General features: G+C 40.7%; 20 protein-coding genes and 1 tRNA gene. 10 read left to right on the plus strand and 11 right to left on the minus strand.

Going from position 1 to position 23064, the window contains the following annotated elements:
- Positions 1-526 precede the first annotated feature (526 nt).
- The 3 genes from L4C37_RS18510 to L4C37_RS18520 all read right to left on the minus strand — a co-directional run bounded on the left by L4C37_RS18510 (position 527) and on the right by L4C37_RS18520 (position 2548).
- A complete protein-coding gene (locus tag L4C37_RS18510) occupies positions 527-1780 on the minus strand; it encodes a cyclic di-GMP phosphodiesterase (RefSeq protein WP_429769401.1) in 1254 nt (417 codons plus the stop codon).
- An 83-nt stretch (positions 1781-1863) separates the two neighbouring features.
- On the minus strand, positions 1864-2271 hold the full coding sequence (locus L4C37_RS18515) for a VOC family protein (protein ID WP_429769402.1): 408 nt from the start codon (positions 2269-2271) through the stop codon (positions 1864-1866).
- Between the two features lie 192 nt (positions 2272-2463).
- Positions 2464-2548 (minus strand) — tRNA-Leu (locus L4C37_RS18520).
- A gap of 193 nt (positions 2549-2741) precedes the next feature.
- Between L4C37_RS18520 and L4C37_RS18525 the strand changes: the two genes are divergently transcribed.
- Positions 2742-3218, plus strand: a complete 477-nt coding sequence (locus L4C37_RS18525) for an RDD family protein (RefSeq protein ID WP_137375215.1) — start codon at positions 2742-2744, stop codon at positions 3216-3218.
- Between the two features lie 97 nt (positions 3219-3315).
- Here L4C37_RS18525 and lptG read toward each other — a convergent pair whose 3' ends face one another.
- Together lptG and lptF are read right to left on the minus strand one after the other, a co-directional pair.
- Complete coding sequence (gene lptG, locus L4C37_RS18530) at positions 3316-4386, minus strand: LPS export ABC transporter permease LptG (RefSeq protein WP_137375214.1); 1071 nt, start codon at positions 4384-4386, stop codon at positions 3316-3318.
- Between the two features lie 3 nt (positions 4387-4389).
- On the minus strand, positions 4390-5490 hold the full coding sequence (gene lptF, locus L4C37_RS18535; protein WP_137375213.1) for an LPS export ABC transporter permease LptF: 1101 nt from the start codon (positions 5488-5490) through the stop codon (positions 4390-4392).
- A gap of 191 nt (positions 5491-5681) precedes the next feature.
- Here lptF and pepA point away from each other — a divergent pair, with 191 nt between their 5' ends.
- The 3 genes from pepA (at position 5682) to L4C37_RS18550 (ending at position 10811) form a co-directional block, all read left to right on the plus strand.
- Entirely contained in the window at positions 5682-7202 is a 1521-nt protein-coding gene (gene pepA / locus L4C37_RS18540) for a leucyl aminopeptidase (protein ID WP_137375212.1), read from the plus strand.
- A gap of 182 nt (positions 7203-7384) precedes the next feature.
- Positions 7385-7834, plus strand: coding sequence for a DNA polymerase III subunit chi (locus L4C37_RS18545; RefSeq protein WP_273296706.1), 450 nt, complete (start codon positions 7385-7387; stop codon positions 7832-7834).
- Between the two features lie 103 nt (positions 7835-7937).
- The gene (locus L4C37_RS18550; RefSeq protein ID WP_429769403.1) at positions 7938-10811 is read left to right on the plus strand and encodes a valine--tRNA ligase; all 2874 of its coding nucleotides are present in this window, start codon (positions 7938-7940) and stop codon (positions 10809-10811) included.
- 145 nt (positions 10812-10956) lie between these two features.
- On the opposite strand, the gene L4C37_RS18555 is transcribed toward L4C37_RS18550, so the two are convergent.
- Positions 10957-11958 carry a M48 family metallopeptidase gene (locus tag L4C37_RS18555; protein ID WP_429769404.1) on the minus strand — a complete coding sequence of 334 codons (1002 nt, stop codon included), beginning with the start codon at positions 11956-11958 and terminating at the stop codon, positions 10957-10959.
- Positions 11959-13131, minus strand: coding sequence for a YjgN family protein (locus tag L4C37_RS18560; protein ID WP_273297483.1), 1173 nt, complete (start codon positions 13129-13131; stop codon positions 11959-11961).
- A gap of 238 nt (positions 13132-13369) precedes the next feature.
- Between L4C37_RS18560 and L4C37_RS18565 the strand changes: the two genes are divergently transcribed.
- Entirely contained in the window at positions 13370-14278 is a 909-nt protein-coding gene (locus tag L4C37_RS18565) for a bifunctional helix-turn-helix transcriptional regulator/GNAT family N-acetyltransferase (protein WP_429769405.1), read from the plus strand.
- Here L4C37_RS18565 and L4C37_RS18570 read toward each other — a convergent pair.
- Together L4C37_RS18570 and rraB are read right to left on the minus strand one after the other, a co-directional pair.
- Positions 14270-15061 (minus strand): glycosyl hydrolase 2 galactose-binding domain-containing protein, encoded by a 792-nt coding sequence (locus L4C37_RS18570; RefSeq protein WP_137375206.1) that lies wholly within the window; start codon positions 15059-15061, stop codon positions 14270-14272. The genes L4C37_RS18565 and L4C37_RS18570 overlap by 9 nt on opposite strands.
- Positions 15062-15196: 135 nt before the next feature.
- Positions 15197-15613, minus strand: coding sequence for a ribonuclease E inhibitor RraB (gene rraB / locus L4C37_RS18575; protein WP_137375205.1), 417 nt, complete (start codon positions 15611-15613; stop codon positions 15197-15199).
- A 575-nt stretch (positions 15614-16188) separates the two neighbouring features.
- On the opposite strand from rraB, the gene arcA reads away from it, so the two are divergent.
- The 5 genes from arcA (at position 16189) to L4C37_RS18600 (ending at position 20795) form a co-directional block, all read left to right on the plus strand.
- The gene (gene arcA / locus L4C37_RS18580; RefSeq protein WP_137375204.1) at positions 16189-17409 is read left to right on the plus strand and encodes an arginine deiminase; all 1221 of its coding nucleotides are present in this window, start codon (positions 16189-16191) and stop codon (positions 17407-17409) included.
- Between the two features lie 174 nt (positions 17410-17583).
- Positions 17584-18585 (plus strand): ornithine carbamoyltransferase, encoded by a 1002-nt coding sequence (locus L4C37_RS18585; RefSeq protein ID WP_273296919.1) that lies wholly within the window; start codon positions 17584-17586, stop codon positions 18583-18585.
- A 279-nt stretch (positions 18586-18864) separates the two neighbouring features.
- Positions 18865-19794, plus strand: coding sequence for an aspartate carbamoyltransferase (gene pyrB / locus L4C37_RS18590; protein ID WP_137375202.1), 930 nt, complete (start codon positions 18865-18867; stop codon positions 19792-19794).
- Positions 19795-19808: 14 nt separating this feature from the next.
- Positions 19809-20270, plus strand: a complete 462-nt coding sequence (pyrI, locus tag L4C37_RS18595) for an aspartate carbamoyltransferase regulatory subunit (RefSeq protein WP_171735500.1) — start codon at positions 19809-19811, stop codon at positions 20268-20270.
- A gap of 135 nt (positions 20271-20405) precedes the next feature.
- Positions 20406-20795: a RidA family protein gene (locus L4C37_RS18600; protein WP_429769406.1), complete on the plus strand. Its 390-nt coding sequence runs from the start codon at positions 20406-20408 to the stop codon at positions 20793-20795.
- Positions 20796-20909: 114 nt separating this feature from the next.
- On the opposite strand, the gene L4C37_RS18605 is transcribed toward L4C37_RS18600, so the two are convergent.
- Together L4C37_RS18605 and murA are read right to left on the minus strand one after the other, a co-directional pair.
- Entirely contained in the window at positions 20910-21635 is a 726-nt protein-coding gene (locus L4C37_RS18605; RefSeq protein ID WP_137375199.1) for a 1-acylglycerol-3-phosphate O-acyltransferase, read from the minus strand.
- A 162-nt stretch (positions 21636-21797) separates the two neighbouring features.
- Positions 21798-23063, minus strand: coding sequence for a UDP-N-acetylglucosamine 1-carboxyvinyltransferase (murA, locus tag L4C37_RS18610; protein WP_137375198.1), 1266 nt, complete (start codon positions 23061-23063; stop codon positions 21798-21800).
- Position 23064 lies beyond the last annotated feature (1 nt).

Consider the following 23064-nt stretch of genomic DNA (forward strand, 5'->3'; position numbering starts at 1 on the left):
AACATGTAATTCTAAAGCTATTACCATTCCAACAGAATGGTAATGAATTGACTGTGCCAAAATTAAGTAAACTTAATTTTGTATTGGTCACTCAGTTCATTGAAACCAAATTGATTTCCGAGGAAATCTTGTTTTGCTATTGCAAAACAAATTTTGATATTCATCAACGAGTGCCCACACAGATTGATAGGTTTAAATTGTTAAAGAGCTTTGCTTTTTTTGAAGCTTTCCTTTTAATAGGAAACCTCTCAAAGCGGACGTGAATTCTAGCGATTTAACTTAAAGTGTCAAACACTTTTTTAAATTTAATTTTTTAGAATTTTCGTCTTACTGATTTTCGCTGAAGCCTTATGGCGTCTGCCGTGTCAGTGAGGCGGCATTATAGAGAGGTTCTCTATATTGGCAAGCCTAAAAAGCGATTTTCTTTAAAAAAAACACTCAACTGTTTAGAGAACAACCAAATGATTATTTATACCAATTTAGCCTCAAGTTACTTACAGTTTTCTCACAAAATCCTGTGGATAACTTAGTCATCACTATCGAAAAAGTAAGATAGTCTAGATCTTGGATTTAGATATTCTCTTACCTTCTCTGGAAGCTTATTAGGATGAACGGCATTAACTATCTTTATTTCTTTATCTCCTAAATCAATGATAGGAGCCTGCGTTCGAGGAACGTTAGGGTCGTAAATTAGAACATTAGGAAATAGGATGTTTTTACTATTCACAGAAATGACAAGACCAATCATGTCATTTGAAAGCTGTACAACCGTACCCGGGGGAAAAACACCCATAAACTTGATCAAAATATTTAGGTTGTCGTTGCTATATAGATGCTTGCAGTTTTTGTATAGATGAGAGAGTGCAATATAAGGGATTTTTTGTTGGGATGGCACATTGTGATGGCATAGATTATCGAAAGCATTCGCTACTGAGATCACTTTTGCTAGTTCATCAATTTGATCTTCTTTTAGTCCTTCTGGGTACCCTGAACCATCATTAAGTTCATGGTGCTGGGCAATCACATTCTTGGCACTAATTGGAAAGTCTTCAATCGCCTCCGCAATATCTAAACCATACTTAGTATGTAGCTTAAGGTAGTTACTTTCTGGTCCAGTTAAAGGAGTTTGCTTTCTTAAAATAGCTGAAGGTATTTTTATTTTACCAATATCGTGAAATAGAGCAGCAAATGAAAGCTCTTTTAATTGTTGAGCATTATAGTTTTTTGCCTTTCCCACCATCATGGCAATAACAGCAACATTTAAAGAATGGAAATAAATATCTTCAAACTCACTTTTCCCATTCATCAAATGCAAAGTGACATTATCATCACTTAGTAGCTTTTCGACGATATCATCGATTAAAACTTTCGCTTCTCCAACAGCATCTGCCGGGCGATTCCGAATCTTCGTCATTACAGATCGCATTCTAGCTAACGAACGTTCGAACTCTTTTTCACAATTGATAACTCGCCTTCTATATGAACTTAAGTTTTCAATGCGCTTTTGCTTCTCTTGCCACATTCTTTCAGCTTCAAGATCCAATTCACTCGACACATCGTCAGTACTTGTTGATTCTTGATTAGCAGGAAGAGGTTGAGTGTCACTTTGATTTAGATTGATATAAACATATTTAATCCCCAAATGTTTGATCATTTGGATCTGTTCATTATCTTTTATCTTAAAACTGTTAAACAGAAATGGATGCTCATTCCACTTTACTGGAAGTCGGATATGTAAACCCGGCTGAATACGATCCACTGTAATTTTGATACTGGCCACTTTCTATATACAACACAATCTATGGAGATAATTTATAATATTAATTAATTTATCAGTTGAATTCATTATGTATTTCAGTGCGGTTAGCTAAGTTCTTCACAATGTAGCATCCAGCGAATGCCAAATTTATCTTCAACTTTCCCAAATTTTGCTCCCCAAAACGTGTCATTTAAAGGCATCATGACGCGTCCACCATCACAAAAATATTCAAACAGTTGATTTTGAGTATGTGAATCTTCAACCACTAGTGAAAGCGCTATATTATTCCCTTGTAGCTCTTTAGCATTCACGCCATCAGACATCATGATTTTGAGACCAAACGCCTCTAGTTCGGCGTGCATGATCCAATCTGGATTGCCCCCTTCAATAAGTTGTGGCGCATCTCTAAAGTATTGCTTGGTTAGCACAACACCATTAAAGCACTTTCGGTAATACTCTAAAGCTTCTTCACAGCGACCACTGAAAAATAAATAAGGGGTTAGTTTTAGCATAGGCATCTCCTTGGTTGATACTTTAACCATAGACGATGACATTAAGATTGAAAGATAAGAGTGTGACTTTGTTAAGTTTTACCAACAATTTACGACTAAAGAATAACGTGGGGAAAAGTGTGAGTAGCTAAAAGCATTTAAGCCTAGAAACAACAAAGCCCCGACATGAGTCGAGGCTTTATCATTTAAATATGGTACCGGTAGGCGGACTTGAACCGCCACGCCCGAAGGCAACGGATTTTGAATCCGTCGTGTATACCAATTTCACCATACCGGCATTATCTTGGGGCGTTGCCCTTTCGATGCTTGGCATTATACGTATGCGAAGTGATCCTGCAAGTATAAAAGATTGAAAAGCAGTGTGTTTGACGATAATTTCGCCATTAACAAGTAAGCTGTGCGTTAGCTCTCTTTTCAGGAAGCAAGTAAAACTATATTCTGACGAAAATTTTTAGGGTAAGTAAATCATTATGACATCACCAAACAAATTACCACCAGCCGGCATGATGAGAAGGTTTAGTGCACTCTTTTACGATGCATTAATCATTCTTGCTGTAGAGATGATGGCTGCAGGTATTGTGATTGCGGTATTAGAAGCTTTATTAGCAGGCGGGTTAATCTCTTACGCTCCATATGCAGATGCAAGTGATATGCTTTCTAACCACCCAACCTGGAGCTATGTCTATACCTTTTATCTAGCCGCTGTTTGGGTTTATTTCTTCGTATTCTTCTGGACTCGAGCTGGTCAAACATTAGGAATGAGAGCTTGGAAGTTACGCCTGCAAAATACAGATGGGACAGCCATTTCCGTAACACAGGCATTAATTAGGCTAGCAACATCAGGGTTTGGATTATCGAACCTAGCCGTGCCATTTGATCCAAAGAAACGTGCCTTTCACGATATATGGGCAAAGACAGAAGTCGTTGTTCTTCCAAAGGCTAACTAGATAGAGTTGCTTGTCATCTTTAATCTAAAAAACCATAACAAAAAGGGAAAGCACTGAGCTTTCCCTTTTTTATTTCCAACTTAGATTGACGTCTAACTTAAAGTTTTCGCCTCAGCAACATCACAGCTACGAAGAAGAATACAAAGCTAGGTGCTAATGCACCAAATGCTGGAGGTATCTGATAAACCAAACTGACAGGGCCGAAGAACTCACTTGAGATGTAAAAAGTGAAGCCCGCAATTACACCAGATAATATCCTTGCCCCCATAGTGACACTTCTTAAAGGACCAAAGATAAAAGATAATGCCATCAGCATCATTACAGCAATAGAGATAGGTTGCGTGACTTTACGCCAGAAAGCCAATTCATAACGAGACGAATCTTGTTCTGAAGCTTTCAAATACTTGACGTAATCATAAAGCCCACTAAGCGATAGCTCTTCTGGTTTCACAGTAACAACCGCCAATTTGTCCGGTGCCAGCGATGTTTTCCATAAGTAATCTGGTGAGACTATTTTCGATATTTCAACTTCACTTTCAAAAGAAGTTGACTGCACACCAGACATCAGCCAAGTGTTATCACCGTTGTATTCAGCAGACTCGGCAAAAAGGCTTGTTTTTAAATTCTTATCTTTATCAAACCGCCACATATTTACCCCATGCAGCTGTTCTCCATCTATTTCAGCGATAAAAATAAAGTCATTCGCATCTCTTGCCCACACACCACTTCGTGTAGAAACAATGCTCCCCCCAGAAATGGACATAGCTCTTAAATCACGAGCCATTTTTTGAGCTTGTGGCGCCCCCCACTGCCCTAACAGCATAACAATAACCATCAGTGGTACGGCTGTTTTCAATACTGACATACCAATATCAAGCTTAGAAAAACCAGCCGCCTGCATAACAACAAGTTCAGAGCTTGCCGCTAACATCCCTAACCCAATAAGAGCCCCTAACAAAGCCGCCATAGGGAAGAACATTTCAATATCACGTGGAATACTCAAAAGCACAAAATAAAGCGCTTGGAGTAAATCGTATGTACCCCGCCCTACCTTACGTAGCTGCTCTACATATTTGATGATTCCAGACAAACCAACAAACGTCACTAATACCAAAGACGTTGTCGCAATGATGGTTCGACCTATATATAAATCAAGAATCTTAAACACGATTTAAGCAAGCCTCTTCTTTCTAAGTTTTTCTTTAACTCGCCTTACTGGCACGCTATCCATAAAGTTTGCCGCTACTGCAACAACAAGAAGTAATGCATTAATCGGCCACATACCTATAACTGCAGGAATACTCCCGTCTTCAATTGAAGACTTTGTTGCACTGATCGCTAAGAAGTAAGTGAGATAAATAAGAATTGCAGGTCCCATTTTCGCAAAACGCCCTTGACGAGGGTTAACAGCCGAAAGAGGTACAACAAGCATCGTTAATAATGGGATACACAGCACTAAGGAGATTCGCCATTGAAGCTCAGCTTTTGCTTTGTTGTCTGGGTGAGTAAGCAGATCTAAGGTTGGAATTGCTTCCCAATCTCGCCCTTTCCTTTCTACATCTCTTTGACCAATTAATCCTTCGTACTCTTCAAAGTGCGTCACCATATAATCTACACGAGTCGGCACACCCTCATATCGAGTACCTTCATACATGGTGATCACTTGGCGCCCATCATTCAGCTCTTTTACATCACCAGATTTGGAAAGCATTACGCTCGGCAATATTGAATCTCGAGGAAGAATTTGTGCAATGAACACATTTGAAAGCTTGCTGTCTTTTATCGAATCAATAAATACAACTGAAGAGCCGTCTGGTGTTTGCTCGAAACTGCCAGTCTTCAGTAGGTCTACATTATTTTCAGCTGCCAGTTGCTCAATTAGTTGCGCTTCGCGATCTTGAGCCCAAGGAGATAACCAGAGTGAGTTAAATGCAGCTACGCTCGCGGTAATAATCGCAAGATACAACGCCGCTTGAATCAGAAACTTGTTTCCAATTCCCGTTGCATTCATCACGACAATTTCACTTTCAGCGTAAAGACGACCAAAAGTAAGCAATATTCCGATGTAAATACTCAATGGAAGCATGAGTAACCCCATTGCAGGCATGTTCAAACCAACAATGGATAAAATTAGACTTGCGGGTATATCACCATCAGAAGCGTCAGCTAAAACGCTGATAAACTTTTGGCTTAAAAATACGAGAAAAAGAACGAAAAATATCGCAAATTGGCTCTTGAGTGTCTCGCGGATCAAATATCTAACAATAATCACGCTCAAATTACCTATACAAAACTTGTTTTTTTAATTGAATCACTATAATTTCCCGTTGAACCTTTTATTTTTTAAATTTTTACTAAGTGTTAACGTTCTTATTTAAAGGTTAGTTCCATTGTAGGATCCAACAAGTAAGAGCGCATTATCTAACATTTAGTTCTATTTGTCTTCAGGATGTAGGAGTACGCATGGAGTTCAGTGTAAAAAGTGGCAGCCCAGAGAAACAACGTAGCGCATGTATCGTAGTTGGAGTATTTGAACCACGCCGCCTTTCTCCAGTAGCTGAGCAGCTAGATAAAATTAGCGATGGCTACATTAGTTCACTACTTCGCCGTGGTGATCTAGAAGGAAAACCTGGCCAGATGCTACTACTGCATCAAGTACCTGGTGTTCTATCAGAACGAGTTTTACTTGTTGGTTGTGGTAAAGAACGTGAACTTGGCGAGCGCCAATACAAAGAAATCATTCAAAAAACCATCAGCACTCTGAATGAAACCGGATCTATGGAAGCAGTTTGTTTCCTAACAGAATTGCATGTTAAAGGTCGTGACACTTACTGGAAAGTACGCCAAGCAGTAGAAGCGACTAAAGATGGTCTATACACATTCGACCAATTCAAGAGCAACAAGCCTGAAACTCGTCGTCCACTTCGTAAGTTGGTATTCAACGTACCAACTCGTCGTGAATTGAGCCTTGGTGAAAAAGCGATTGCACACGGCTTAGCTATTTCTTCTGGTGTTAAAGCATCGAAAGATCTTGGTAACATGCCACCAAACATTGCAAACCCTGCATATCTAGCTTCTCAAGCTCGTCGCTTAGCGGATGACTTCGAAACCGTTACAACTAAAATTGTTGGTGAAGAAGAGATGGAAAAACTGGGTATGACTTCATACCTAGCTGTAGGTCGTGGTTCTAAGAACGAATCACTAATGTCTATCATGGAATACAAAGGTGCTGCAGACCCAAGTGCAAAACCAATTGTACTGATAGGTAAAGGTCTTACTTTTGATTCAGGCGGTATTTCACTAAAACCTGGCGAAGCCATGGATGAAATGAAATATGACATGTGTGGTGCAGCGTCTGTATTCGGCACAATGAAAGCATTAGCAAAACTGAACCTACCGATTAACGTTGTGGGTATTCTTGCTGGTTGTGAAAACATGCCAGGCAGCAATGCTTACCGTCCAGGTGATATTCTAACGACAATGTCAGGTCAGACTGTTGAAGTATTAAACACTGATGCTGAAGGTCGTTTAGTACTGTGTGATGCACTGACTTATGTAGAGCGCTTTGAACCAGAATGTGTTGTTGATGTAGCAACACTAACAGGTGCATGTGTAATGGCACTTGGTCACCACATCAGTGCTGTTCTATCGAACCATAACCCACTTTCTCATGAGCTAGTGAACGCATCTGAGCAAGCAAGCGACCGTGCATGGCGCCTACCAATGACTGACGAGTACCATGAGCAGCTTGCTAGTCCATTTGCAGACATGGCTAACATCGGTGGTCGTCCAGGCGGTACTATCACCGCTGGTTGTTTCTTATCTAAATTTGCTAAGAAATACCACTGGGCACATATTGATAGTGCGGGTACAGCATGGAAATCAGGTAAAGCGAAAGGCTCTACCGGACGTCCAGTATCACTTCTTGTCCAATTCTTACTAAATAGAAGCGGCCAAGAAACAGAAGAGCAATCTTCAAAGTAGCTATCAAATAGCTAAAGAGGGCCTCCGGGCCCTTTTTTAATATCTCAATAAAAGCCTCAGTAACTCTAATGAGGTTTACTATGTTCTCTGAACATTTAATGCCTAGCTTATTTTTAGCCATTTTTATTAGTCGCATGATTACTTAGTGCCACTATTTTTTTGAGATTTTCAAAGGTAATCATATGTCCAATGCAACGTTTTACATTGTAAGTCCTGAATCACCGCAAGCTCATAATAAAGGCTTTGCCGAATACATCATTTTTTTAACGGGGTATTTCGCTAAGCAAGGCGCTAAGGTTTATCTTAACTGCAATGACAAAGCACATGCAGAAGCAATTGCTGAATACTTTTGGCAAGTTGAGCCTGAACACTTCATTGCTCACAACCTTGTTGGTGAGGGCCCTAAGTACTCAACTAGCGTTGAAATTGGGCACGATGGAGTAAAACCAAATTGGAACCGTCAATTGGTGATAAATTTGGCGGATAATCACACAACCTTTGCGAACGCCTTTGCTCAGGTGGTAGACTTCGTTCCTTGCGAAGAAAAAGCTAAGCAACAAGCTCGAGAAAGGTATAAAATTTACCGTCAGGCTGGATATCAGCTACAAACTATCGAGATTCAACATCCATAGTCAAACGTCATAGTTAAAGCTATCTTTGATATTTAGATTCAAGAAGCTTCACTTATGAAGTTTGACCACGATTAACCATTCACAGTATCCGTTTAAGAGCACTATGGAAAAGACATATAACCCAACATCAATCGAACAAGCTCTATATCAGACTTGGGAAGAGAAAGGCTACTTTAAGCCACACGGTGACACATCAAAAGAAGCTTACAGCATCATGATCCCGCCACCGAACGTCACTGGTAGCCTACACATGGGTCACGCGTTCCAAGATACGATCATGGACACGCTTATCCGTGCTCAACGTATGAAAGGCAAAAACACACTTTGGCAAGTGGGTACTGACCACGCAGGTATCGCAACTCAGATGGTTGTAGAGCGTAAGATCGCAGCTGAAGAAGGCAAAACAAAACACGACTACGGTCGTGAAGCTTTCATTGACAAGATCTGGGAATGGAAAGGCGAATCTGGTGGCACGATCACTCAGCAACTTCGTCGTCTTGGTGCATCTGTAGATTGGGATCGTGAGCGATTCACTATGGATGACGGCTTATCAGCCGCAACTCAAGAAGTGTTTGTTCGTCTATACGAAGAAGACCTAATCTACCGTGGTAAACGCCTAGTAAACTGGGATCCTAAACTGCACACTGCAATTTCTGATCTTGAAGTTGAAAACAAAGACAAAAAAGGTTTCATGTGGCACTTCCGCTACCCGCTAGCTAATGGTGTTAAAACGGCTGATGGTAAAGACTACATCGTAGTTGCAACTACTCGTCCAGAAACCATGCTTGGTGATACAGGCGTTGCTGTTAACCCAGAAGATCCACGTTACAAAGATCTTATCGGTAAAGAAATCCTACTTCCTATCGTTAATCGTCTTATCCCTATCGTAGGCGATGAGCACGCAGATATGGATAAAGGTACGGGTTGTGTGAAAATCACTCCAGCTCATGACTTTAACGATTACGAAGTAGGCAAGCGCCATAGCCTACCAATGATCAACATCCTAACGTTCAACGGTGATATCCGTGAGGCGGCTGAAATCTTCACAACTAACGGTGAAGAAAGCGATGTGTATTCAACTGAGCTTCCTGCTAAATACCAAGGCATGGAACGTTTTGCTGCTCGTCGTGCAACGGTTGCTGAATTTGAAGAGCTAGGCCTACTTGAAGAAATCAAAGATCACGACCTAACCGTTCCTTACGGTGACCGTGGTGGCGTGGTTATCGAACCAATGCTGACTGACCAATGGTACGTACGTACAGCTCCGCTTGCAGAACCTGCAGTTAAAGCGGTTGAAGATGGTCAAATCCAGTTCGTACCTAAGCAATACGAAAACATGTACTTCGCGTGGATGCGTGACGTACAAGATTGGTGTATCTCTCGTCAACTTTGGTGGGGTCACCGCATCCCTGCATGGTACGACAACGATGGTAAAGTTTACGTTGGTCGTACTGAAGAAGAAGTTCGTGAAAAGAACAACCTTTCTCCGGTTATTGTTCTTAAGCAAGATGACGATGTATTAGATACATGGTTCTCTTCTGCACTTTGGACGTTCGGCACACAAGGCTGGCCTGAAGATACAGATGCATTGAAAACATTCCACCCATCAGAAGTACTAGTATCTGGTTTTGATATTATTTTCTTCTGGGTTGCTCGTATGATCATGATGACCATGCACTTCGTGAAAGACGAAGATGGCAAGGCTCAAGTACCTTTCAAAACGGTTTACATGACGGGTCTTATCCGTGATGAAAACGGCGACAAGATGTCTAAATCTAAGGGTAACGTACTTGACCCTATCGATATGATTGACGGCATTGGTCTTGAAGAGCTAGTAGAAAAACGTTGTGGCAACATGATGCAACCTAAACTGGCTGCTAAGATCGAAAAAGCTACGCGTAAAACTTTCGAAGATGGTATCGAACCATACGGTACTGATGCGTTACGTTTCACTCTTGCTGCTATGGCTTCAACTGGTCGTGACATCAACTGGGACATGAAGCGTCTTGAAGGTTACCGTAACTTCTGTAACAAGCTATGGAACGCGAGCCGTTACGTACTGATGAATACAGAAGAGCACGATTGTGGCATGTCACTGTCTGCTCCAGACCGTGCAAACATGGAATTCTCTCTAGCAGACAAGTGGATTGAATCTCAATTTGAAGTTGCAGCGAAAGAGTTTAATGCTCACCTAGACAACTACCGTCTAGACATGGCTGCAAACACGCTTTACGAATTCATCTGGAACCAATTCTGTGACTGGTACTTAGAGCTAACTAAACCTGTTCTTTGGAAAGGCACTGAAGCTCAACAACAGGCGACTCGTTACACGCTTATCACGGTTCTAGAGAAGACTCTGCGTCTTGCTCACCCTGTTCTTCCTTACATCACTGAATCTATCTGGCAAAGCGTTAAGCCGCTAGTAGACGGCGTTGAAGGCGAGACAATCATGACTCAAGCGCTTCCTCAGTTTAATGAAGCTAACTTCAATGCTGAGATCGTTGACGACATCGAATGGGTTAAAACTTTCATCACAGCTATCCGTAACCTACGTGCGGAATACGACATTGCACCAAGCCAAGGCTTAGAAGTAATGATCAAAGTCGCTGATGAGAAAGATGCAGCTCGTATCGAAGCAAATAAGATCGTTCTTACTTCTCTAGCTAAGCTAGACGATATTAAAGTTCTAGCAGACGGCGAAGCAACTCCAGCTTGTGCAACTAAGCTTGTTGGCAAATCTGAGCTGATGATCCCAATGGCGGGTCTTATCGACAAAGATGCTGAGCTTGCTCGTCTAGATAAAGAAGTAGCGAAAACTCACGGTGAGATTAAGCGTATCGAAGGTAAACTAGGTAACGAAGGTTTTGTTGCTAAAGCACCAGAAGCCGTTATCGCGAAAGAGCGTGAAAAGCTTGAAGGCTACCAAGAAACTCTTGTTAAGCTAGAAGAGCAAAAAGCGACAATCGCTGCTTTATAATTGAAGCGATAGTTTTAAATAAGAAAAAGGGCAGATGATATTCTGCCCTTTTTTATTTTCTGGTAGTTTGTATTCTTGGCCAAGCCATAATTTATAAGTAGAGAACGAATACCCAAACTCGGATATTAATCATCTCAATTCAGTATTAATGCGCAGCTCTTAATGACTCAACTCGCTCATCTAATTCAGGGTGAGTACTGAGCCATGTAGGCAGTTCAGCATACCCCTCAGAACCCTTACCTAGTAATTCAAACATCTCAATCATAGCCTGATTAGAACCATGCAGCTCAATCATTGAATCAGAAGCAAAGGCATCCGCTTCTCGCTCTGCATCTTGAGATTGACCATTGTTCGCAATAAATACACCAAGACCTGTGAGGTTATCAATGATCCCAGAGCTCTCACCTGTCAGCACAGCAACTGATACTGAAAGAAGACTAGATCGAACCAATATCTTCATTACATGCTGGTGTTGAACATGCCCTAATTCATGCAACAAAATACTGTCTAATTGTTCATTAGTTTCAGTCAACCGAACTAAGTCATCTAATACAATGATTGTTCCAGCACTCAGCGCAAAAGCATTGGCGCCAAGTTCTGAAGAACGAAAGACCAACTGCACATCGCCCTCGATATTCAGTTTTCGCAACTGATTTTCAAAGCGCTGTCGAATATGATGCTGTTGTTCCTCAGAAAGAGTAGAACTCTCAAAGAATTGGTCATCTAAAGACTCTAAGACCTGATTTTCAACCAGTTTAGGTACCGAATCAGGTAAATAAGTGACTATTTGATGAGTTAACCACGGGATCCCATGAGTGAACATAGAGATAGTCAGTAAGATAAGAGCAACACTGCTGACTAAAATAGTCGTGATGTTTTTCTCTAATTTCCCTATGAAATTATGTTTACCCCTACTCTGTAAATAAGCATCCATCTCATCACTAGCATCCGTGATAAATTGCCATCCATCTGGAAACTTTAGCTTTGTTGGAGCGGAACCAACGCCCCGCATAATTTCAACACGCTCAAAATATGCCGAGACAATAGAGCCATCCACATTAAGGATCAGCTTATCAGACTGAGAGGTATCTAAAATTGCCTCGCAACGTTCAGAGCTACGAGGCGGGTGCGCAACACCTGATATCATCTAGCCAATACCAAGGTCGACATTAAATGCTTGAGAGATCTCATCTGAAACAGCTGACTTCACATCTGAAGCTTGGTCATTTGCAATGAGTAAATCTAAATTACCTTTAACATACGTATTATTCGATAAGTAATTCATCGTTCTAACCATTACCCACGGTCTTGCTAAACCAAGGGTAACCACTTGAAGTAAGAAGTTAGTGATAACTAAGGTCATGTAACCTTTTACTGTTAATGTCGAAGCAAAGCTGAATTCTGAATTGGATTCACTTTCTTTGCCCTCAAGTGTTAACTCAGAGAATGTATAATTTCTCACTTTAACTTTAACGTAAGCAGCAATAGCTAAACTCATCGCGATAAAGCCAAAATAAAAAGCTACCATCAGCGAAGTGAAACTTCCGCTATTAGCCATTTCAGAGATTGATTCCGGGTTACTGATTACACTGAACCCTGCAATGCTAAAGAAGCCTAAAGCAGCTGCAGCACTCACTAAAACCCAAGCAATCATGCAGACTAGATATACTTTAAAATAATAACGGCTTTGATAATCCGCTTTAAACTGGCGATCACCATAGCGATAACCATTCGAGAAATAATTAGCAATACCAGTTAATGACCAAGATTGCAGATAAACATAAGCAGGGATGGATACTAAAATAGCAATACCACCAGCAATCATGTTCGCTTTCATAATAAAGGTGATGGCAAAAATCGCTAAGACTAACCCTAGGCCGACAATAAGACCGCGTCCAAGGATCGACCAATAAGCACCAGAAATAGTGCCATGGAAAGAGAAATGAACATTTCTAAAGCTTGTCATTGCTGAATCAAAGCGCGCATTACTACGAGACAACAGCGGTAATAAAGCCACGAAAGCCATCATTAAAATAAGTGCGATCTGAGGAGCTAATTGATTCGTAACACCCCAAACCACCACACAAATCAATGCAATGATTCGCCCCTTTAGGATTTGTATTGGCTGCCCATGATATTCAAAACTATCACCACCAATAAATGTATTCCCATAGAAATAACGTTTATTACGTACTTTGGCCCACGCTGAGTAAATACCCAGCGTTATGACGGATAAAAGGATATTCACAATCCAAATTCCAAAGTACTCCTTACCCTTTCCCTTAAAACTAACCCTAGTTTCTAACTGTTTCGTTTCCATTTTCTATTCCATCTGACGTATTAAAAACAATCATGTACATCTGCGTGCACATCAACAGTGTGAAATTATAGAAACACATCATTCTGATCAATTTATAATTGATATAAAAAAGAGATCAACTTATCAGTATTAACCCTCTGATCTATAAGTTATTAACTAATTCATCAAGTAAGCTTGTTGACATTGTTGTGATTCGCAATTAATTTATAGTTGTACAACGCAACTAAATAGGGTGAATATGAAAGCACAGCAGCTAAGAGAGGTATCTCGTCAATTGGTGAGACAGCTTGGAATGTTAAACAAAGAGTGCGGAGCATTTGATTTGCAACCCATTCAGGCTCACACATTGATCGAGTTAGAAATACAGGCATCCAATGTCAATCAACTTGCAAACAAGCTCAATATTGATAAATCTAACGCCAGCCGTGCTATCAGTAATCTTCAAAAAAAAGGGTTAATCGAAACCTTTAAACATCCAGAAGATAAAAGAAGTGTCGTCGCCGCTTTAACGCCACTCGGTCATGAAACAGTCTCCCAATTACACCAACAGCAAAATAAATTTTATGATTCAGTACTAACACGGCTTACTTCAAACGAAAAAGACACCGTATCTGAAGCCATTGAACTTTACCTCAAAGCCCTCGAACAAACTCACTCTTCTGAATCGTTTGTGATACGCACATTAACAAAACAAGACAACCCTGATGTTGCCAATGTCATTCGACAAGTCTCGTACGAAAATGGATTAACTGAAGATAAGGGTTATGGAGTAGCCGACCCTACTCTAGAAGATATGTTCAGCGTTTATAACAATGAACGCGCTCAATACTGGGTAATAGAACTCGCGGGAAAAGTGGTAGGTGGCGGTGGTTTTGCCCCCCTAGCAGGAATGCCGGAAGTGTGTGAATTGCAGAAAATGTATTTTCTACCGGAAACACGCGGAAAGGGTTTGGCAAAGAAATTGGTTAATATGTCGATTAGTCATGCCAAAACGTTAGGCTATAAACAGATGTATTTAGAAACAACAGAATGTCTAAATGCGGCAGTGAAGCTCTATGAAAAGCTTGGGTTTGAGCATTTAGAATCGGCTTGGGGCGAAACTGGCCATGATGCCTGTGAAGTAGTCATGGCTAAGCAGTTAACGTAAAAAGTTGCTGACGCATGAAGCGGGGTTCAGAGATATCTTTGACACCTCAACCTGTCCATCAATTTCTACTTCTAAATTGTATAAATCTTTAGGGTTGGGGTGATTAATATCAGAGATGATTGGCGCCTCAACCTGGAAAATAACGCCTGTATGCTCAGCTCTTACATCAATTGGCAGTACCAGTTTCATTCCATTAAACTTAACCGAGGCAGAAATAAGACCTGGTTTGAGTGTCTGATAGATAACATCTACTTTAAACTCGCAGCCACCACCGTGATGCCAAATTTGCTCAGTCACAACTTGTTCTAACTTCACATTCCGGACGAACTGTAAATATGGAGCTTTCCACACTCCTATTCTCGAATCAGATATTTGCCTATCATGAACCAAAACCTCAGGCATATCTTCTTCAAGCAGCAACCCTTCCTCTTCTTCTAAAAAAAGAATTTCAAAACGGTTACGACCTAATTGAAGGTACGGAGAAATATCTTTCCGATATTCAACCTCACTTCCATCACAATCAAAGACCCCTACACCGTTTAATCTCACTTCAGCATAATAATCAATGCCAGCCATCACCAATTCCACGAAAGGAACCGCCATCATGGCTTCATCTACTTCAATATCATGCATTAAATGCCACTCTTGCTCAGTAATCGCATCTTCACTTAAAGATTCAGGAAGTACAGAGCTTAAAGGTGCTGGAAAAGTAATATCATCTTGAGGAATAGAAAGATCGGTTAACGGGGATATTTGCCAAAGGCCAGCCAGTGATAACTGCATAGGATAAATTGAGCTAGATCAAGTTTGAGCGCATTATAGTGAATGTACACACTTAATGACATGTATTTTTGTAGGGTTTTCGGACAGATACAAAAATGCCAGCAAAGATGCTGGCATTCATTAAATCACGATAAATTATTCTTCGTCTTCATCATCTTCTTCTGGATGAATAGCATCTTCACCTTCATAGTAAGTGCCCCAGCCATCGTAAATGATGTCAAATTTCTCAGCTAGATTAACAAGCTTCTCAACTTGCTCATCAATCGTTTCTGGGTTTAGAACAGACTGCATCGTTGCATCACAACAAAGTAACTTATTGCCATCTTCGTCTTCTGTCTCTTCAGCTTCAAGAACTTCAAAGCCCATTTTGAATGCTTCAACAACGGCTTTCTCAAGTACTTCGAAATCTTCAGCAAATAGGTGATGCTCAATATCGTATAAAGCATCAGGATCGCTACCATCTTCAATTAAGGCTTCAATGATGTCGCGAGTCTCTTCCTTTTGAAATTCAATTAATTCCGCTACTGATAGATATTCATCTTCGTGAGACATGTGTCTGCTCCAGAGTGTTGACTATGAAAAGATCAAATTTGATTGCCACGAAATATGTCATGGATCGACCAGAAAAGCCACCTAGATTAAAGGTTGAAGATGATCTTTCTAAACAGATTAGTAGCGTAATATTAATTGAAAAATAAAACGGCAATCACAGAAACAAATTTTCAACATATTATTAACCATTTTCTATTTTAGCATATCGTCTGCATTCACTATTTTGCATGAAATGTGCTTAAATTGCGTGATTAAGCATGATAAATGCATAGAAGAGATCATATCAAAATGAATAAAACCTCGTAAAAGCCTCACAAGTTGAATAATGCTGAATGTTTATTCACTTAATTCCACTTGAGTAATCGAATCGTATCGTCAAAAAACAGCATATAAACTCAGGAGGAAGCCTCTATTTACCTTTCATTAAATTGACATAAAAAAATGAAATCTACATATTTTGCAGTTTTTACAACCAAGTTAATCAAACAAACCAAACAAAGACACTATTGTTAGAGCTTGCATCTTTCTTTTAAGCTTGTCATAACTAGAGGCTGGATTAAAAGTAAGGATGCAAAATGAGTAAGCTGTACGTTGGCTCCGAAGTTGGTCAGTTAAGACGAGTTCTATTAAACCGACCTGAACGAGCACTCACCCACCTCACCCCTTCGAACTGTCATGAACTATTATTTGATGATGTTTTGGCTGTTGAAGCGGCAGGTGAAGAACACGATGCTTTCGCCTCAACCCTACGTAACCAAGGCGTGGAAGTATTACTGTTACACGATCTACTCGTTGAAACTCTCAATGTTACAGAAGCTAGGGAATGGCTACTGAATACTCAAATCTCTGATTTCCGTTACGGTCCTACTTTTGCTCGAGACTTACGTAACTATCTTGCTCAGATGGACAATGAACACCTAGCAACCATTTTATTAGGTGGCTTGGCTTATTCAGAACTGCCAATCAAGTCTTCTTCTATGCTGCCTAAAATGCATAGACCGCTCGACTTTGTCATTGAACCATTACCTAATCACTTATTTACGCGTGATACTTCATGTTGGGTATATGGCGGTGTATCTCTTAACCCAATGATGATGCCAGCTCGTCAACGAGAAACGAACCACTTGCGAGCGATCTACCGCTGGCATCCTGTTTTTGCAGGGCAGGACTTCATTAAATACTTTGGCGATGAAGATTTGCATTACGACAATGCAAATATTGAAGGTGGTGATGTTCTCGTTATTGGTAAAGGTGCTGTGCTAATCGGTATCTCTGAGCGTACCAAACCTCAAGGTGTTGAAAATTTAGCAGCAAGCCTATTTAAATCAGGTCAGGCTAAAGAAGTGATCGCCATTGATCTTCCAAAACATCGCTCATGCATGCATTTAGATACTGTCATGACTCATATGGATATTGATACTTTCTCAGTATATCCAGAGATCGTACGCAAAGATCTTGATACTTGGCGCTTAACACCAAAAGGAAATGGTGAAATGCGTGTAGAGAAGGCCGATAACTACTTGTCTGCTATCGAAGGTGCATTAGGGTTAGATCAACTAAAGATCATTACGACTGGTGGTGATAATTATGAAGCTGAACGTGAACAGTGGAATGATGCTAACAACGTGTTGACTGTTAAGCCTGGCACCGTCATTGGCTACGAGCGCAATGTTTACACGAATGAAAAATACGATAAAGCTGGAATAGAAGTCCTGACTATTCCTGGTAACGAGCTTGGACGCGGACGAGGTGGTGCTCGCTGCATGAGCTGCCCAATTGAACGTGATGATATTTAAAAACGATAAATATCGTTGGTAGAAGTCACCTAAAACTCTACCATTTATAACACCATAAAAGCTGATGATTACTCATCAGCTTTTTTGTTAAAATATAAAATAATTATTCACAATAAAAGCATTTATATGTATAACTATCTACTTCATTGATTCTTTATGCTCAAGGAGCGAGATATGGCTTTTAATCTTCGCAACCGTAACTTTCTAAAACTTCTCGATTTCTCTCCAAAGGAAATTCAGTTTTTACTGGATCTCTCTGCTGACTTAAAAAAAGCTAAATATGCAGGTACGGAGCAGAAAAAATTAACCGGTAAAAATATCGCGCTGATCTTTGAAAAAGCCTCAACCCGAACTCGCTGTGCATTTGAAGTTGCCGCTTTTGATCAAGGTGCTCAAGTTTCTTATCTCGGTCCTTCTGGTTCTCAGATCGGTCAAAAGGAATCAATGAAAGACACAGCTCGTGTATTAGGGCGAATGTATGACGGCATCGAGTATCGAGGGTTTGGGCAAAGCATAGTAGAAGATTTAGGGGCTTATGCTGGCGTTCCAGTCTGGAATGGACTGACAGATGAATTCCACCCAACACAAATTCTTGCTGATTTTCTAACGATGCTTGAACACGGCAAAGGTAAACAACTGCATCAAATTAGTTTTGCTTACCTTGGTGATGCTCGTAACAATATGGGTAATTCACTTTTAGTTGGCGCAGCAAAAATGGGAATGGATATTCGCCTCGTTGCCCCTAAAGCATTTTGGCCTGAAGAATCACTTGTCGAACAGTGTCAATCAATCGCTCAATCAACTGGGGCTAAAATTACTCTTACAGAAGATGTAAATGAAGGCGTTCAAGGCTGTGATTTCCTTTATACCGATGTTTGGGTATCAATGGGTGAAGCGCCAGAAGCTTGGGATGAACGAGTTGCTGTAATGACGCCTTATCAAGTGAATATGGATGTCATCAAACAAACAGGTAACCCACAAGTTAAGTTCATGCATTGTCTTCCGGCTTTTCATAACAATGAAACCGTAATTGGGCAGCAAGTCGCAGATAAATACGGCATGAACGGCTTAGAAGTTACAGATGAAGTCTTTGAATCTGAATATTCAATTGTATTTGATGAAGCTGAAAACCGTATGCACACCATCAAAGCAGTCATGGTTGCCACACTAGGGTAGTCAACTGAAAATTTATGATTCGAGCGTGAATCATAGAGTTTCATAACAGTAAAAAAGCTTGATGTGATCGCTTGCGATCACAAATTGAAAGCGTATAATTCTCGGCAATTTGTCTGAGAGTAGTGAAAATGACACCTATCAATGTTGTGAAAATGCCCAATATTGCACGCAAGCTATCTTGCTTGTCTGGTTGTCTATTCTGCTTTTCAGCACGTTTTTAAAGCCTCCCTTATTGGGGGGCTTTTTTATGGCTAATACAAAATAGTAGGGAAGAAGATCATGACGAATTCGCTTTTTCAAAAGCACATTATCTCAATTCCAGAGCTTTCTCGTGAAGAGCTAGAATTGATTGTTCAAACGGCAGGTCAACTCAAAGCAGAACCCAACCCTAATCTTATTAAAAATAAAGTCATTGCGAGCTGCTTCTTTGAGCCTTCAACTCGTACACGTCTGTCTTTTGAAACCGCAATTCAACGTATTGGCGGAGATGTGATTGGGTTTGATAGTGGTGGTAATACTTCTTTAGCTAAAAAAGGCGAGACACTGGCAGATTCGGTGCAGGTGATTTCTTCTTATGTAGATGCTTATGTTATGCGCCACCCACAAGAAGGCGCTGCGCGTCTCGCTTCTGAATTCTCTAATGGCGTGCCAGTAATCAATGCTGGAGATGGCGCGAACCAACACCCCACTCAAACTCTGCTTGATCTCTTCTCTATTGCAGAAACACAAGGACGTTTAGATAACTTGAATGTCGCGTTCGTTGGTGACCTGAAATATGGCAGAACCGTACACTCGCTGACTCAAGCATTGGCTAAGTTCAACAACGTTTGTTTCTACTTTATCGCACCTGAAGCTTTGGCTATGCCAGACTACATCTGTGAAGAACTGGACGAAGCAGGCATTCAATATAAACAGCTATTAGATATGGATAGCGTAATTCCTGAGCTCGATATTTTGTACATGACACGAGTTCAAAAAGAGCGTTTTGACGAATCAGAATATGCTCATATTAAGTCGGCTTATATTTTAAATGCTGGGCTTCTTGAAGGTGCTCGTGACAACCTTAAAGTACTTCATCCACTACCACGTGTAGATGAAATTACTACGGATGTTGATAAAACACCTTACGCCTATTACTTCGAGCAAGCTGAAAATGGCGTTTACGCACGTGAAGCTTTACTGGCTCTAGTTCTAAACGAAACCTTGTAATCGGGAGATATAACATGACTAAAGAAACTCAATTGCAAGTTGAAGCAATCAAAAATGGCACCGTGATTGACCATATTCCTGCGAATATCGGCATCAAAGTTCTAAAACTTTTTGATATGCATAATTCAAATCAACGTATCACGATAGGTCTAAACCTTCCGTCTTCAGCTCTAGGTGGAAAAGATTTATTAAAAATTGAAAACGTATTCGTTACAGAAGAGCAAGCAAATAAGTTAGCTCTGTATGCACCGCATGCCACTGTTAACCAAATAGAAGATTACAAAGTCGTTAAGAAACTTGCTTTAGAACTTCCTGAGCAAATCAATGATATTTTTGAATGCCCAAATACCAACTGTATTACGCATAATGAACCCGTTGAAAGTAGCTTCAAGGTCTTTGAGAAGAAAGAAGATATTCGCTTGAAGTGCAAATACTGTGAGAAAGTTTTCGCACGCGAAATCGTAACAGAAAGATAAAGCCACTTTATTCATTGCTGCGAATGTCAAAACTATGAAATACCTCGCCTGTGCGGGGTATTTTGCTCTTTACCAATCGAAAATTTGGAGGCACACTGAATTTCGATTTTTATCTCATAACTGATGGAATAACCCATGACTAAAGTACTTCATACAGAATCTGCTCCAGCAGCAATCGGCCCATATGTTCAAGGTGTTGATCTTGGCAACATGGTACTGACTTCAGGTCAGATTCCAGTAAACCCAGCAACGGGTGAAGTGTCGGAAGACATCGCAGTACAAGCTCGTCAGTCTCTAGACAATGTTAAAGCTGTTGTTGAAGCGTCTGGTCTAACGGTAAAAGATATCGTGAAACTAACGGTATTCGTAAAAGACCTAAATGATTTTGGAACAGTAAATGAAGTTTACGGTAAGTTCTTCGACGAACATGGCGTAGCAAACTACCCTGCTCGCTCTTGTGTTGAAGTAGCTCGTCTACCAAAAGATGTTGGTATTGAAATCGAAGCTATCGCGGTGCGTAAATAAGTTTCAAATTATCGAATGTACGTGCAAACCAGTTCTGGCTGACTTGTACATTCATTAAAAACAAAAAAGGTTGCCCTGTTGGCAACCTTTTTTATTATCTATCGTATGACTAAATTATTTACTATTCAGCTCAATAACTTCTTTATCTAACGCTTCCAGCTTATCTTTCATTTGCTCTCGGCATTGATTTGCCAATTCGCGTACGTTTGATTTGTCATAACCTTCAACACTCACTGGTGGCAACATTTCAACGATAACATGACCGTTATTCCAACGGTTTAATTTAACATCACCCGTCGAGCTACAAACGATTGGAATAATCGGTAAGCCGGCACCAATAGCAGCATGAAATGCCCCCGTCTTAAATGGTAGTAACCCACGCCCGCGTGAACGCGTACCTTCAGGGAACATCCAAACAGACACATCACTTTCCTTTAAATTATTCACAACTTGATCGATAGTGCCAACCGCTTTGCTTCTATTTGCACGGTCAATCAAGATATTACCCGTTAGCCAGTAAAGCTGACCAAATAAAGGCATCCACACTAGGCTTTTCTTACCTACAGTCACGACTTTAGGTGTTACAGCTGATGAAACGGTGAATAAATCCCAACTATTTTGGTGGTTGGCAACATAGACATGCTGACCACGAGAATACGCGTCTTCAGGAATACGTAATTCTAATTTCATGCCAAATATTTTGGACATGTAACCGAAGTAACGACCAAAAGTAAAAACATGCTTTGGATTGCGTGGGCTTAATAAGCAGTAACCGCAGCCAAATACAAACATAAGAATCGCAAAAATAGCGAGGGCAAAAATACGTAATATTGCTATCATTTTGTTCTCCAGAAACACCTTGCTGGTCCCCCATTAGAATGAGGCTCACGACGCTAAAAACAGCGAGGTATAACTATAAATAAATACATCTATAAAAAAGCCGAAACCAAGGTTTCGACTTTCTATTTTTATCGTTTAACTCATTATTCACTAGCGTATGGGCTAGTTTGAATCACGAAAACGTTCGATATTTGCGCCTAGAGCAGACAGTTTATCTTCAATCTTATCGTAGCCACGATCGATGTGATAAATACGGTCTACGATAGTTTCGCCTTGAGCAATGCAACCCGCGATAACTAGGCTTGCAGAAGCACGTAGATCGGTCGCCATCACTTGTGCACCACTTAACTGGGGCGTATCACCACAAATTGCAGTGTTGCCTTCAATTTCAGCTTTGGCACCCATTCGCTGAAGCTCAGGAATATGCATAAAGCGGTTTTCAAAAATAGTTTCAGTGATAACACCACTACCTTTCGCCATCATATTCAGCAAAGTAAATTGCGCTTGCATATCTGTAGGAAAACCAGGGTGAGGCGCTGTTACGATTTTCACCGCTTTCAGTTCACGGCCCGTCATATCCAAGCTGATCCAATCTTCACCAGTTTCAACTTTCGCACCAGCTTCTTCAAGCTTCGCTAATGCCGCTTCAAGAAGATGAGCACTCGTGTTACGACAAATCACTTTACCGCCAGAAACAGCAGCAGCAACTAAGAATGTCCCCGTTTCAATACGGTCTGCAACCACAGCATGTTTACCACCACCAAGACGTTCTACGCCTTCAATAGTAATAGTGTCTGTACCTGCTCCTGAAATCTTAGCGCCTAACTTATTAAGGAAATCAGCAGTATCAACAATCTCTGGCTCACGAGCAGAATTATCAAGTACTGTTTTACCTTCAGCTAGTGTTGCTGCACACATGATAGTAATAGTGGCACCTACGCTCACTTTATCCATCACGATATGTGCGCCTTTAAGGCGACCATCAACACTTGCTTTAACGTAACCGTCTTCTAATGTAATTGTTGCACCTAGTTGCTCAAGACCGTGGATATGAAGATCCACAGGGCGAGCACCAATTGCACAGCCACCAGGAAGTGACACTTGACCTTGACCAAAACGAGCTACCAATGGACCTAAAGCCCAAATAGAAGCGCGCATCGTTTTAACTAAGTCATAAGGAGCACATAGTTCATTGATCTCACGACCATCAACATGAACACTACCGTTACGTGATACTTTTGCACCTAATCGCTTAAGCAATTCCATCGTGGTATCAATATCACGAAGGTGAGGTACATTACTTACTTCTACAGGCTCTTCTGCAAGAATAGAAGCAAATAAAATAGGGAGCGCAGCATTTTTTGCGCCTGAGATCGTTACTTCGCCATTAAGTGGCTTATCCGATCCAATAACTCGAAACTTTTCCATC

Source organism: Vibrio kagoshimensis (assembly GCF_050337535.1).
Taxonomy (GTDB): Bacteria; Pseudomonadota; Gammaproteobacteria; order Enterobacterales; family Vibrionaceae; genus Vibrio; species Vibrio gallaecicus.

Excerpts from the sequence above, each read along its gene's own strand:
- L4C37_RS18585 (WP_273296919.1), top strand. The coding sequence starts at position 17,584 with ATGGCTTTTAATCTTCGCAACCGTAACTTTCTAAAACTTCTCGATTTC.
- murA (WP_137375198.1), bottom strand. The coding sequence starts at position 23,063 with ATGGAAAAGTTTCGAGTTATTGGATCGGATAAGCCACTTAATGGCGAA.
- L4C37_RS18570 (WP_137375206.1), bottom strand. The coding sequence starts at position 15,061 with ATGCAGTTATCACTGGCTGGCCTTTGGCAAATATCCCCGTTAACCGAT.
- rraB (WP_137375205.1), bottom strand. The coding sequence starts at position 15,613 with ATGTCTCACGAAGATGAATATCTATCAGTAGCGGAATTAATTGAATTT.
- L4C37_RS18555 (WP_429769404.1), bottom strand. The coding sequence starts at position 11,958 with ATGATATCAGGTGTTGCGCACCCGCCTCGTAGCTCTGAACGTTGCGAG.
- arcA (WP_137375204.1), top strand. The coding sequence starts at position 16,189 with ATGAGTAAGCTGTACGTTGGCTCCGAAGTTGGTCAGTTAAGACGAGTT.
- pyrI (WP_171735500.1), top strand. The coding sequence starts at position 19,809 with ATGACTAAAGAAACTCAATTGCAAGTTGAAGCAATCAAAAATGGCACC.
- L4C37_RS18545 (WP_273296706.1), top strand. The coding sequence starts at position 7,385 with ATGTCCAATGCAACGTTTTACATTGTAAGTCCTGAATCACCGCAAGCT.
- pyrB (WP_137375202.1), top strand. The coding sequence starts at position 18,865 with ATGACGAATTCGCTTTTTCAAAAGCACATTATCTCAATTCCAGAGCTT.
- L4C37_RS18600 (WP_429769406.1), top strand. The coding sequence starts at position 20,406 with ATGACTAAAGTACTTCATACAGAATCTGCTCCAGCAGCAATCGGCCCA.
- L4C37_RS18560 (WP_273297483.1), bottom strand. The coding sequence starts at position 13,131 with ATGGAAACGAAACAGTTAGAAACTAGGGTTAGTTTTAAGGGAAAGGGT.
- L4C37_RS18565 (WP_429769405.1), top strand. The coding sequence starts at position 13,370 with ATGAAAGCACAGCAGCTAAGAGAGGTATCTCGTCAATTGGTGAGACAG.
- L4C37_RS18525 (WP_137375215.1), top strand. The coding sequence starts at position 2,742 with ATGACATCACCAAACAAATTACCACCAGCCGGCATGATGAGAAGGTTT.
- L4C37_RS18605 (WP_137375199.1), bottom strand. The coding sequence starts at position 21,635 with ATGATAGCAATATTACGTATTTTTGCCCTCGCTATTTTTGCGATTCTT.
- pepA (WP_137375212.1), top strand. The coding sequence starts at position 5,682 with ATGGAGTTCAGTGTAAAAAGTGGCAGCCCAGAGAAACAACGTAGCGCA.
- L4C37_RS18550 (WP_429769403.1), top strand. The coding sequence starts at position 7,938 with ATGGAAAAGACATATAACCCAACATCAATCGAACAAGCTCTATATCAG.
- L4C37_RS18515 (WP_429769402.1), bottom strand. The coding sequence starts at position 2,271 with ATGCTAAAACTAACCCCTTATTTATTTTTCAGTGGTCGCTGTGAAGAA.